Raw genomic sequence first — 13,820 nt, 5'->3', positions numbered from 1 at the left:
TTTACGGATTATTTTGTGCCCAGTTGTTGAAGACGTTTCTCCCCTTTCTGCTATCGAGCATGATGTTTCTGAGCTTACCGAGTCAGGCCGGCTCAGTTAGCCAATTTCAGTTAACAATTCCAACCTTAACTGATACCGCCGAGATTGATGGTGAATTTGATGAGGCAGTGTGGCAGCACGCGGCGCTGGCCGAGTTACGCTATGAGACTCAGCCCGGAGAAAACACGGCGGCGCCCGTTTACACCGAGGCCAGAATCTACGCGACCCAAACCAGCCTATTTGTGGCCTTTACCGCCAAAGACAGTCAGCCTCAACGCATTCGTGCCACTCTCAAGGACAGGGATAATCTCTGGGGTGATGATCTGGTGGGGATCAAACTCGATACCCTCAATAACGCACGCTTGGCCTATCAGTTTTTTATCAACCCGCTGGGCGTGCAACTAGACTCGATAGAGAATGAACTCACGGGCGAAGAGAGCGAAGCGTGGGATGGCATTTGGAAAACCGCCGGTAAAATCACCGCAGATGGCTATCAGGTGGAAGTCGAACTGCCATTACGGCTATTCAACTTTGACGATAAAAAGCCCATTCAAGACTGGGGATTTGAGCTTATTCGCTACTATCCACGTAATGAAAACCATCGTCTCTCCACCCATAAAATTGACCGCAACATCAGTTGCCAGCTCTGTCAGCTCGGCGTCGCCACGGGTTTAGTTTCAGCCAAGCAAGGGCAAGATCTGCAAATTACTCCCGCTTTTGTAGCAACTCGCAATGAACATAAAACTGCACATGGTTGGCAAACAGATACGGACTATAAACCGGGGTTTGATTTACGCTGGGGAATGAATGCCCGCACCTTGTTGAATGCAACCATTAACCCCGATTTCTCTCAAGTCGAATCCGATGCGGGTCAGCTCGATATTAACAGTACATTCGCATTGTTTTACGACGAAAAACGCCCCTTCTTCCTCGATAATAAAGACTACTTCGATACCCAAGTGAATCTGCTACATACCCGCAATATCGTATCGCCGGATTATGGCCTCAAACTCACCAGCCAAACCGAGCAACACACTTGGGCACTGCTGGCCGCCAATGACAGCCAAGCCACCTTTTTAATGCCGGGTAATTTAAGTTCAGAGGTCGCCTCATTAGCAGAGGAAAGCCTCAATCTGGCTGCGCGTTACCGCTTCGATATGGATAAAACCTTTTCCTTTGGGGGTCTTATCACGGCTAAGAGCAGTGCCGACAATCAACTGACTGAATTTGCTGCACAAACCGATGATAATAATGATTACCACAATTATGTCATAAGTTTAGATGCCAAATACCAGCCTACTGAGCAAGATATACTTACTGCTCAGGTCGCCCATTCCCAGACACGTTACCCCACAGCCCTATACCAACAATTTTGTGGCAATGTGGAGGGAGAACTGACAGAAGGGCTACTCTGCGGTCAAACGCCCTTAAACTGTGAATTTGGCCAATGCCAAGTGAATGAACAAGTATTACGTAGCCAATCAGATGAGGATTTTAGTGGCGCCTTGTATCAACTGACCTATGAACACAATGCCCGCGATTGGTTTGCCTACAGCGAATATCACGATGTTTCCCCTAATTTTCGTGCCGATTTGGGCTTTGTAGAGAAAATTGACTATCGCACCTTTATGGCTGGCGGTGGCTTAATTTGGTATCCGCAAGTGGTGTTTAACAAGATAAAATTTGGCGGTGACTGGGATATCACCCACAATCAAGCGGGAGAACAGCTCGAGCAAGAATTTGAGATCATTTGGGAAATGTATGGCGCACTACAAAGTGAATTGTCCTTTGGGGTAGAAACCCGTGAGCGGGTCGGACCACGCCATAATACAGCGCAACTCGCCGTAATAGGTAACAGCAATCAATATGAGGAAACTCAAGGCTGGCTTTACGGAGCCATTACGCCGATTTCAGCCCTCAGCCTTGAGCTGGAGATCCATTACGGCGATGAGATTGATTTTCTCAATGATAGATTAGGCACAAAGACCTTAATCAATCCAATATTGAACTGGAAAATCGCCAACGGTTTATCGGTGGAGATTTCTCATCTTTATCAACATATGGAGGTCGAGCAGGATAAACTCTTTACCGCAAACCTTTCAGATTTGCGCCTGCACTGGCAACTGAGTCTGCACAGCTTTATTCGCCTATCGAGCATTTACACCCAAATCGAGCGTAATCTTACGCAGTATTTGTATTCGTCGCCCGATAGCGAAGAGGCGCACTTAGGCAATGAAATTCTCTACGGCTACAAACTCAATCCCCAGAGCGTGTTCTATTTGGGCTATTCCGACAGTTTAACCTCGGATGATGAACTCACGCGGCTCACTCGGGACGAGAAGACCTATTTTATGAAGCTAAGCTACGCCTGGTTGCTCTAGGCAGAAAGGTTTAGCATAAAGCCCACAACAAGGCTTGTGGGCTTAAATCAGAATTCTAGCTAAGACTCATGGATCCCCAATAAGCTTGGGCTGGGAAGCGCAATCCCTATTGCGGTGAGCTCCACTCCCCAATGCCGCAGCAGCGCAAGATACGCCTGTTCAAAGGGATAGCGTGGCCGCGGGAATGCCCACGCTGAAGGAAAACACCATTCCTCCTCGCTCTCATCAATTGCTAAATAGGCGACAAAATCATGCTTTGTCTCACTCAGCGCAGCGATTAGATTTGTCGCCATTGCAGCCCTGTGGGCAGAGGTAAATCCCAACTGTTCACCAAACTCATCAAACACATAAGCATCGTACAGCGCTTGCAGCTGCACGGGATCTAAAGGATCGTAGCGATTGAGTGTTTCCCCTAGGGTTTCCTCTCGGTCATAACAATTAAAGGCGCCAAGAAACCAGCCAGGATTGGGATGGAACGGAATATCCGAATCGGGATAAAAAAGCATCATCGTTATTGGCTCTGGTATCTGAATTGAGGCTATAAAGAAAGTGCTATCAAGACTGCAAACGGTCTAGTACTGATTAAAGGCATTTTCGGTTAAGGTACGGCATCAAGCCGTTTAACCAATGTGCTGATATAAAAGCAAAAGCCCTATTGCTGGCAATGGGGCTTTTGTCGATTTAGCGTTTTTGCAGGATCACGCTACCGATGGAGTAACCCGCACCAAAAGAGCTTAATAGCCCTAAATCGCCCGCATTAAAGTCTGCGGAATATTTATGGAAAGCAATCACAGAGCCGGCGGAGGCGGTATTGGCATACTCATCGAGCACCACGGGCGCCTGATCGGGCGTCACCTCATCCCCTAGCAGTTTTTTCACCACAAACAGGTTCATATTGATGTTGGCTTGATGCAACCACAAACGCTTAAAGGACTGCGGCGTGAGGGATTGCTCGGCCAGATGCTCATCTAAATGCTGATAAATCATCGGCAACAGTTCTTTAAAGACTTTGCGCCCCTGTTGGTGGAATAGCTTATCTGCCTGATGCGCCGAACTTGGATCGCAGCGATTGAGAAAGCCAAAATTACTGCGAATATTGTTCGAGTAGTCGGTAAAACAACGGCTTGAAACAATATTAAAGCCTTTACTCGCGGCCACTAGACTTTGCTCTTCGAGCACCATAGCGGTTGCGACATCCCCGAAGATAAAGTGACTGTCACGGTCTCGGTAGTTAACCTGCGCCGAACAAATTTCGGGATTAATCACTAATACGCGCGACGCCGAGCCCGTCGCAATCGCATTGGCGGCAGCCACAATGGCAAAAGTGGCCGAAGAACAGGCAACCTGCATATCGTAACCATAGCCACGGGTACCGAGTGCCCGCTGGATTTCAATCGCCATTGCCGGATAAGCGCGCTGCGTATAAGCACAGGCAACGATCACTAAATCGATTTGCTCGGCCTTCACGTCCGCTTGTTTCAGTGCCATCAATGCCGCCTCAACCCCAATTTCGGCCTGCATGGATAACTCATCACTGCTGCGCTCAGGGATCAGCGGCATCATGATTTCAGGATCGAGAATACCGTCTTTAACCATCACATATCTGTGCTTGATGCCCGAGGCTTTCTCGATAAACTCACTGGAAGAATAAGACAGCGGCGCGACATGGCCCTGCTCAATTAATCCTGCATTTTCAAGGTTAAACATATCGACATAGGCGTTGAAGCTTTCCACCAAAGCTTCATTTGAAATACTGTGTGGCGGCGTAAATAAACCGCTGCCAGAAATAACGACCTGTTTCATAGGTGCTCCGAACGGGTGCTTGTTGTAAGGTGAGCAGACGTCGCATTATTCTGTGTTGGCACGGCGGCTAATGCGTGTTCAGCCTGCGCCTGTTGCTGCTCTAATTGTTGCTTTTTATGCATTTGCGCTAAGTCTATCACGACTGTGGAAGATATTTTATCTTGGATCCCCTGCCGATTGGCATCCCAAAAGATCTGGATAAAGCCAAGTAAGCCTGTCGTAAAGCCCGCCGCATAGCCACCATAACGGCCAAAAGCGGTCCAAAGGCTGATTTTAGCGCCATCAAGTTGAATAACGCGAATACCTAATAGTTTTTTACCTAAGGTCTGACCATCAAATTTGGCGGTAAACACGGTAAAGTAAAATGCTGCCCAACCAAACTCTAAGCCCATATCGCTCATAAAGCCTTTAATCCACGCCAGCACACTGCGGGTATCACTTTCCTCCTCATCGGCGTTTTCGGTGTTGTTACTTTCCGCTTGACGCACGGAATTAAGATCTTCATCTGCGGCTTGTTTATCGGTATGCGCGTTAGCTAATCCATCGGCTTGTGGTTCAGACACAGGGTTCGCCCTACGTTCAAGCTTGTCATCAAGCAAATGACTTGGCTTTGGTGATTGTGATGGTGTTGTTGAATCCGTGGCTGAATCGAGAGTGACTTCAAACACTTTCACCTCGGGCCAGAGAGTGCCCGCCATGATTTCATCACGTAACTGCGTTTTATCAGCCTCGGATAAATCCGTGCTAGCTAAAGTATCTAATACCATATCGCGGCGCTCAGCTGCCGACATGCCCTCAATGGGTACATTTTCCAGCGTCTGAGTTTCGAGCGTCTGTTGCAAAGAACGGATTTGTTCACGGGCACAATCCGTATTTTCACAGAGTCCGAGGGAGACAAGGCCAGGAATCGCCTTAACAACAGTCTTACTATCCTGGGGCGCGGAGACCTTGTCGCGGGTGGATTGATGCAAATCCCACAAATTCCCCGCCGAGCTAAAGAGCATTAACCCTAGCATGGCGGCATAAAGGCCCCATTTGAGAAAGCGGCCAAACTGGCGGCTACGTTTTTCGATATAAATAATCCCCACCACCAGCAGAACAAACAGCCAATCCATTTGCTCGGCTAAAATAGTGATAAATAAACCGTCGATTAATATCGCTAGCGCCCGCTTAAATGGTGTTGCTAATGGGGTATAAAGTACCGATTCGGCAATAGTAAATGCCTTAGGAGCGACCATAGTTCTAGGATCTTTGCCCAAATCTGTTTGTTGTTGCTTCATAATGGTTGAAATCCGATTCCGATAAGCGCTTTTATCACCAAAACATCAAATGACTGTTCTCGTTCTATTGCAATTTTTATTGATGTTAGCAAGAGGTTAACACAGTTAAACCCACGACCAATCTGGCTTTACAAATAACAGCGACATCTTTAATAACTAAATCGAATAAAGAAGAACAAACAATCACTTCTAAATACGCCACAGGCGATTATGATTCAATAGTGCAAACATAGGAGCAAGCAATCCATGAGCAAAATTTTCGAAGACAATTCATATACTATTGGCAACACCCCGTTAGTGCGTTTAAACCGCGTAAGCCAAGGTAAAGTGCTCGCAAAAGTCGAAGCACGTAATCCAAGTTTCAGTGTCAAATGCCGTATCGGTGCCAATATGATTTGGGATGCCGAGAAAAAAGGCCTGCTCACCAAAGATCATGAACTGATTGAGCCTACCTCAGGTAACACCGGGATTGCCTTAGCTTATGTAGCCGCCGCCCGTGGTTACAAGCTGACGTTAACGATGCCAAACACTATGAGCCTAGAGCGTCGTAAGCTGCTTAAAGCCTTAGGCGCAAACCTTGTACTGACTGAAGGCGCAAAAGGTATGAAAGGTGCGATTGATAAAGCGGAAGAAATCCGTCAATCAGCGCCTGAAAAATACATTATGCTGCAGCAGTTTAATAACCCTGCTAACCCAGAAATCCATGAAAAAACCACAGGTCCTGAGATCTGGAATGATACCGATGGTGCTGTGGATGTGTTTGTTGCGGGTGTAGGTACTGGCGGTACTATCACTGGCGTGAGCCGTTACCTGAAGAAAGTTGCAGGCAAAGCCATTACTTCTGTCGCGGTAGAACCAGCAGATTCACCAGTTATCACCCAAACCTTAGCGGGATTACCCGTACAACCTGGTCCACACAAAATTCAAGGTATTGGCGCTGGTTTTATTCCAGGTAACTTAGATCTTGAGTTAATCGATCGCGTTGAAACCGTCACTAACGATGAAGCTATCGACATGGCCCGTCGCTTGATGCAAGAAGAAGGCATTTTAGTCGGTATTTCTTCGGGCGCAGCAGTGGTTGCAGCTAACCGTATCGCTGCCCTGCCTGAGTTTGCGGATAAAAACATTGTGGTTATCCTGCCTTCAGCTGCCGAGCGTTACTTATCATCAGTATTGTTCCAAGGCCAATTTGGCGACGAAGAAAACATTCAGTAATCTCCTCGCTTGTTGATAAAAATACCCAGCTCCGTCTGGGTATTTTTATACCTGTCAGTTAATTCTTGCCATGCATATCTCTTTCGAACGAATATTGTTGCTATCAAGAGCCTGATTTATTGGTGAAATTGGACACAGTTCATAGTTTTTCCGTGCAATGCTAGCTTTAACAATTCAGTCCGCTATAAATAGCCCTCTCCAAGATTAACGTCAGTCTTTTATGTCTTTCTACCAAAATCCAAAAGCGTTAAGCGCCTTTGATGCCAAGTTTGAGGCACAGAAAATTGCCTTTGGACCCGTGAGTTTTCAGGTCGCGCATTGTCTACTCAAATTTGAAGTGCTAGCCATTATTGATAAGGCTGGTGAGCAAGGGGTGACCTTAGCGAAACTAGCCCAAACGAACCTGTTGAGTGAATACGCCCTTGGGGTGTTATTGGATATGGGACTAAGCATGGGGCTGGTGTGGCTTAACGAAGACGCCTATGTTCTCGATAAAACAGGTCATTTTTTACTGCATGATGATATGGCAGCAATCAACCTCAACTTTGTGCAGGACGTATGTTATCAGGGATTATTTACGCTGGATAAGGCGCTACTCACTGGTAAACCCGCGGGGCTGAGTGTATTTGGTGACTGGCAAACGATCTATCCCGCATTGAAAGATCTGCCTCACGCCGCAAAAGAGAGTTGGTTTACATTTGATCATTATTATTCTGATCATGCTTTTCCGCAGCTTTTACCCTTAGTCTTTGCCCATAGTCCAAAACACTTAGTCGATATTGGTGGTAACACCGGAAAGTGGGCTCTACGCTGCTGCAAATTCGATCCTAAGGTTGAAGTGACCCTGATGGACTTTCCAGGGCAATTAGCCATTGCCAAAGAAAATGCTGCAAAACATGGAGTTACCGATAGAGTCCATACCTTTGCCACCGACTTACTCGATGAGTCGCGCCCTTTTATTGAAGGTGCTGATACCTATTGGATGAGTCAGTTTCTTGACTGCTTCTCTAAGGCGCAAATCTTAAGCATTTTGCAACGCACCGCAAATGCGATGACAGCCAATAGTCAGCTGTTTATTGTCGAAACCTTCTGGGATAGACAGCCTTCTGCCGCCTCGGCCTATTGTGTTAACGCCACGAGCTTGTACTTCACCGCAATGGCCAATGGCAATAGTCGAATGTACCACTCTAAGGACTTGATGGCCTTGCTGCATCAAGCAGGTTTATACGTCGATGAGGATACTGACAATATTGGGCTTGGGCATACTTTGCTTCGTTGTAAACGAAAACCTTGCTAGTTAATAAAAACTGAATCAATGAGTAAAATTAATCAATTTTATTTATTAATACCTTAGTCATACACTGGCATTAACAAATAGATACATCGAATTAATGTCAGTGTTGAGAGGTAAGTAATATGACTTCAAAGCGTAAACGTTGGACCGCACAGGCCGCAAAATTACCTAGCCCTATGGGCGGACTCGCACTCGCAATCGCAAGCTTAGGGTGGACTTGGGAAAGTGTAATGCCTTCACTGAATGGCTGGGGTCAATTAATCGGTGCAATTATTGCCTCAGCACTGTTACTAATGCTAGCCGGTAAGTTTTTGCTGCATCCTACAGTGCTCAAAAATGAACTTAGCCATCCCGTCGTCGGCAGCGTAATACCGACTTTTGCTATGGCATTGATGGTAGTGTCTAACCTGCTAGGTCACTATTTTCCCCATGCGGGATTAGCCCTTTGGTTAGCCGCCATTGCGATTCATATCGTATTTTTAGGCGCCTTTATCTACTATCGTGCTATCGACTTTAAACTCGAACATATGGTGCCTAGCTGGTTTGTGCCACCCATTGGCATCATAGTGGCTGCGGTGTCTTTCCCCAGCAATGGTGAACCTTGGTTAGTTAACACCATTTTAGCCTTCGGTATGATCGCCTATTTAGTCATGCTGCCACTGATGCTCTATCGCTTGATCTTTTGTCAAGCGATTCCTGACGCAGCTAAGCCCACTATTGCCATCCTTGCTGCTCCCGCAAGTTTATCACTTGCAGGCTATTTAACGGTTTGTGAGCAACCATCAATCGCCTTAGTCGCCTTATTGGCAAGTATTGCTATTTTGATGACAGCGGTTATCTACCTTGCTTTTTTCCATTTACTTAAATTGCCTTTTAGCCCTGGTTATGCAGCCTTTACTTTCCCCATGGTGATCGGTGCTACTGCACTCTTTAAAACCGCTCACTGGCTTGAGCAATTTAGTCAAATGACCGATCTCACTCAATGGGTAAGGTTGTTGGCAGATTTTGAACTCGGTGTCGCCACTGTCGTCGTTGCCTACGTCGCTCTTCGGTATCTGACTCATTATCTACCCAACCCAATGGCCAATATTGACACAACTATAGTTGAACTTAAGTAATAGGCATAAAATACGGTAAGTGTATTTGGCTACTTAACGTACTAAATAAAAATTTAATAACACAACATACAGAATAAAATAAGGAGTGAATTTATATTCACTCCTTTTCAAATTAAAATCCACACCATCAATTCACTCACAAAACTTTAGACTGACAAAGTAAAAAGAACTCTCAAAAATTTAATAAAGGCTATAACAGCTTTATAAAACCATTCTTAAATCCTTTCGTTAAGATATTTTCAACATTAAACACTCCAAAATACCGCATAAAAATCTGTATATTTAATATTGCTTAAATTTAAATCTACACATACTGAAAAAGTACTGAAGAATCCCCTGATGATTTACAAATAAATCATCAAATTAGAGTGGAAGCGCATCTTGTTGCATGATCAAATGGTTTCGCTAAAAACTACACTTGGACAACAAGATGCGCGAAGCCAATATCCTACAACATTCTTTACACCAATACTGCCCAGAACTTCACCTAAAACGATTAAACAGCTTGATGCTGGCCTCTAAGGCACTGATTGAATGTAAGACACTGACCTTGACTGAGTTAGGTCGAAATTTACCAACCACGGCCCGAACCAAGCACAACATCAAGCGCATTGATCGTTTGCTCGGCAACACGCATCTGCATCAAGAACGGTTAGCTGTCTACCAATGGCATGCCAGCCTCATCTGTTCTGGTAACCCTATGCCGATTGTGCTCGTCGATTGGTCAGACATCCGAGAGCATAAACGCATCATGGCTCTGCGCGCCTCAATAGCCTTCAATGGCCGCTCTATTACCCTGTATGAGAAGTCCTATCCCCTATCAGAACAATGCTCTAAGGCCTCCCACAACGGTTTTTTAGCGGACTTAGCCAAGATTTTACCTTTGCATGTTACCCCTCTCATCGTGACTGACGCGGGGTTCAAAGTGCCTTGGTACAAAGAGGTTGAGGCGCATGGTTGGTTTTGGCTAAGCCGTATTCGCGGTACAGTTCAATTTGCAGATATTGGCGCTGAAAATTGGCGTGCAGTTCGCAGTACACATGACTTGGCCAACGGTCAAGCGAAGAGCCTGGGTTGTAAGACCTTGACCAAAACTAACCCTATCAATTGCCATCTCACGCTTTATCGTAGCAAACCTAAGGGGCGTACAAATCAGCGTTCAACGAGGACTAATTGCCACCATCCATCGGCAAAAACGTACTCAACATCGGCGAAAGAGCCTTGGGTGTTAGCCAGCAATTTACCACCAGAATCTCGGAGCCCAAAGCAGCTGGTAAACCTGTACGCCAAACGTATGCAAATAGAGGAAACCTTTCGTGACCTCAAAAGCCCGGCATACGGCTTTGGCTTACGCCAAAGTCGTACCAACAGTCCAGAGCGATTCGACATCATCCTACTGATAGCGTTGATGGTTCAATGCCTGTTGTGGCTAGTTGGTTTACACGCACAGCAACAGGGCTGGGATAAGCATTTTCAGGCCAATACCATTGGGCATCGAACGGTACTCTCAACGATTCGCTTGGGATTGGAGGTGCTCAGGCGGCCTGATTATCAAATCACGGAGAAAGAATTGCTGGCGGCCTGGGTATTATTCGCCAATCAGTTGCTCAAATATGGCTATGCTATGGCTGATTTATGAGGGGATCCTTCAGGAAAAAGTATGATTATTATTTTATTACAAATGCTTTCAATTTTTACAAACAAAAAACAAATTAACAAACAAAAGTAAACAAACGCCATGTTTTCATTAGCAAAAAAGATTAAACACACCCTAAACCAGTAATCCATCAATAAAAAACAACTTAAGATAAACACTTTTGCAACAAAACACCTTTGCACATCGTAACCAACATCAACATCAACTGTTGCACTTGTTATTTTCTTGTGGTTATATCTGGAGCCTAATTAAATAGGCACTTATTTCCTATAACGTTCCGTATTTAATTAAAATAACAACTAAACAAATAACAAGTGTTAAGGGAGAATGATATGCGCGCTAATTCAACATTAGCCAAAGCGGTTCGCTTTGCGTTAATTGGTGGTGCTACAACAGCTGCTTTATCTAGTATGGCTGTTTACGCTGAAGAAGGAGATAACGCTAAGGTAGAACGCATTGAAGTAACAGGTTCACGTATCCAAAGAACGGATATGGAATCAGCGTTACCAGTAACAGTTTTATCTGCTGAAGATATTGCAAAAACAGGTTTAAGTGATGTTTCTGCTGTTTTAGCACAAATGCCATTTAACACTGCCGGTAGCTTCATTAGCGATGCAGGTAGTTCTGCAAGTAACCATGCTAGCTCAGGTATGCGTGGTTTAGGCTCAAACCGTACGCTAACCTTGATCAACGGTCGCCGTATTGCGCCATCTGCTACATTTGGTGGTGATGCCACTAACCTCAATTTAATTCCAATGGATGCAATTGAACGTATTGAAATTTTACGTGACGGTGCATCAGCAATTTATGGTTCAGATGCTATTGGTGGTGTAATCAACATCATCCTTAAGAAGACTTTCGACGGTTTAGCATTTGATGCCAAATTTGGCAGCCCAACTCAAGGTGGAAGAGATGAAAAGTCGGCTTCTATCACTTTTGGTAATACCAGTGATAAAAGCAGCAGCTTAGTAATCATCGAACACAAGCAATTTGATCCACTGCAAGGTGGCCAACGTCCTCACTTAACCGCTAACTGGGATAAGAAATACGGCCGTAGCGGCTTATATGCGCCAGAAGGCACATATCGTCCAGTAGAATCTCGTCCAGTGAAAGGCGCAGATGGCACATTCGGCACACCTGTCTATACCGGCTTACAGGTTCCAGGTAAAGATTGTCCAGCTGATCGTATTGTTACCAGCAAAAACGGTTCTGCTTGTGGTTTTAACCAATTTGATGGCACTGATTACCTACCAGATCAGACAAAAGACTCTGTATTCTCAAATATGACTTACCGTATTACTGATGAATTAGAGTGGTTTGGTCAGGCTATCGTTATGCGTGATAAATCCATCACGTCTTCTACTGCGCTATGGACTCCTAACTTATACATGGCAGCAGATAACCCATTAAACCCAACATTCGGTACCGCTAATGCATCTGAAGTGCAAGCCTATCACCGTTTGAAAGGGGTTGCAGACCGTAAAACAGAATTCGATTCAAACGTAGTTGATATCGTAACGGGTCTAAACCTTGAATTAGATGCAGGCTCTCTAAGCTGGTACGTACAATACTCAGATCAAATCGTGAACATTGAAACTGACTCTTACGTATTCGAAGATAAGTTACAAGAAGCAGTAGATAAAGGCTTGTACAACCCATTCGTTGAGGGTGGTAACGCAACCCAAGACACGTTAGACACCTTCTTACACACAGCTACTCGTAAAGCGACATCTAACACAACAGGTACTGGTATATCTTGGGCTGCACTGGCTCCAATTTCATTACCTGGTGGTGACTTAGGTTACGCAGTGGGTATGGAATACCAAAAAATCGAATACAAAGATACCCGTGATGCTCAACAAGCAGCAGGTAACGTATTAGGTACTTACGGCGGTGATTCTGCTGGTGATAGAAGCTACAAAGCGGCATTCGTTGAGTTAGAGTTACCAGTTTTAGATCACTTGAACGTGAAGCTCGCAAGCCGTTACGACCAATATAGCTTACCAGATGTTGGTCAGCTTTCTAGCTCTGTAAACGTACGTTACGAAGCCTTAGATAACTTAGTGCTACGTGCATCTTATGGCCAAGGCTTTAGAGCACCGTCACTAGATGACCTGTTAGGCAAACCAGCAACCAGTTACGACAGAGTCACAGATACTACTCTGTGCCAAAGTCTACCACCTGATCAACAAAACGGTAATCCTGCTTGTGAAGATAACCAATATCTGCGTAAGAGTTCAGGTAACACAGAGCTAGATCCTGAGAAATCTGCTCAGTACTCTTTCGGTGCCGTATGGAATATCACTGAAAACATCGACTTAGTTGTTGATTATTACAACATCGAAATCACAGACCAAGTCAGCTACATCGATGCACAAACAATTGTGGATTTAGAAGCGATTGGTGGCTTAGGTGCTTATGACCCTAACTACATCTACGTCAAACGTAAAGCTGACGGTACCATCGATGAAATTGGCGCTGGCAACATCAACATGGATGGCGTACAAACATCAGGTCTTGACGTGTCATTCACCTCAAACTTCGATTTTGCTGAATTTGGTGCATTTAAGTTTGCGGTTGAAGGAACCTATGCTCTTGAATATACAGAGCAAGCAAGCCCGATTGCAAAACGTTATGACGTATTAGGCACTAAGGGTTATCCACCACTACGTTTCAATACAACATTTAGCTACGCCATTGATGACTTCTCAGCATCTTTGATTGCTAAATACATTGATTCTTATGATGGTGAAACTCCACAACAACAAGAAGTTGGCACAAATAAACAAGACTTCTCATCGTTCACTACGTGGGATCTGACATTGAACTACGACTTCGACAGCTATGGCAAAGTTACTGTTGGTGCTCGTAACTTGTTCGATGCGATGCCAACAGTTAACTACAGCTTAGGTTACCCTGGATACGATACTGACACCCATAACATCGTGGGCCGTGTAGTGTTTGCAGGATATAAAGTGAAATTCTAATTTCCCTATAGGAAGATAGAAAACCACACAAAAACGGCATCCTCGG

9 protein-coding genes are annotated in these 13,820 nt (G+C 45.1%); 6 read left to right on the top strand and 3 right to left on the bottom strand.

From position 1 onward, the window contains the following. The first annotated feature begins 59 nt into the window (after positions 1–59). Entirely contained in the window at positions 60–2,420 is a 2,361-nt protein-coding gene (locus CEQ32_RS01985; RefSeq protein ID WP_192959145.1) for a carbohydrate binding family 9 domain-containing protein, read from the top strand. A gap of 59 nt (positions 2,421–2,479) precedes the next feature. On the opposite strand, the gene CEQ32_RS01980 is transcribed toward CEQ32_RS01985, so the two are convergent. The 3 genes from CEQ32_RS01980 to CEQ32_RS01970 all read right to left on the bottom strand — a co-directional run bounded on the left by CEQ32_RS01980 (position 2,480) and on the right by CEQ32_RS01970 (position 5,503). After that, entirely contained in the window at positions 2,480–2,929 is a 450-nt protein-coding gene (locus CEQ32_RS01980) for a hypothetical protein (RefSeq protein WP_088585429.1), read from the bottom strand. A 172-nt stretch (positions 2,930–3,101) separates the two neighbouring features. Next, positions 3,102–4,223 (bottom strand): beta-ketoacyl-ACP synthase III, encoded by a 1,122-nt coding sequence (locus tag CEQ32_RS01975; protein WP_069455208.1) that lies wholly within the window; start codon positions 4,221–4,223, stop codon positions 3,102–3,104. Then, the gene (locus CEQ32_RS01970; protein ID WP_088585428.1) at positions 4,220–5,503 is read right to left on the bottom strand and encodes an RDD family protein; all 1,284 of its coding nucleotides are present in this window, start codon (positions 5,501–5,503) and stop codon (positions 4,220–4,222) included. The genes CEQ32_RS01975 and CEQ32_RS01970 overlap by 4 nt, the downstream gene beginning before the upstream one ends. 246 nt (positions 5,504–5,749) lie before the next feature. Between CEQ32_RS01970 and cysK the strand changes: the two genes are divergently transcribed. The 5 genes from cysK (at position 5,750) to CEQ32_RS01945 (ending at position 13,774) form a co-directional block, all read left to right on the top strand. Continuing rightward, a complete protein-coding gene (gene cysK, locus CEQ32_RS01965; RefSeq protein ID WP_011622282.1) occupies positions 5,750–6,718 on the top strand; it encodes a cysteine synthase A in 969 nt (322 codons plus the stop codon). Positions 6,719–6,938: 220 nt separating this feature from the next. Continuing rightward, on the top strand, positions 6,939–8,015 hold the full coding sequence (locus CEQ32_RS01960) for a methyltransferase (RefSeq protein WP_088585427.1): 1,077 nt from the start codon (positions 6,939–6,941) through the stop codon (positions 8,013–8,015). A gap of 119 nt (positions 8,016–8,134) precedes the next feature. Beyond that, complete coding sequence (locus CEQ32_RS01955) at positions 8,135–9,130, top strand: TDT family transporter (RefSeq protein WP_037419806.1); 996 nt, start codon at positions 8,135–8,137, stop codon at positions 9,128–9,130. A 430-nt stretch (positions 9,131–9,560) separates the two neighbouring features. Continuing rightward, complete coding sequence (locus CEQ32_RS01950) at positions 9,561–10,769, top strand: IS4-like element IS10A family transposase (protein ID WP_001206290.1); 1,209 nt, start codon at positions 9,561–9,563, stop codon at positions 10,767–10,769. Between the two features lie 350 nt (positions 10,770–11,119). Next, entirely contained in the window at positions 11,120–13,774 is a 2,655-nt protein-coding gene (locus tag CEQ32_RS01945; protein WP_088585426.1) for a TonB-dependent receptor plug domain-containing protein, read from the top strand. The last annotated feature ends 46 nt before the right edge of the window (positions 13,775–13,820 follow it).

Source organism: Shewanella sp. FDAARGOS_354 (assembly GCF_002209245.2).
Lineage (GTDB): Bacteria > Pseudomonadota > Gammaproteobacteria > Enterobacterales > Shewanellaceae > Shewanella > Shewanella xiamenensis.
This window is presented reverse-complemented; position numbering and strand designations above follow the sequence as displayed.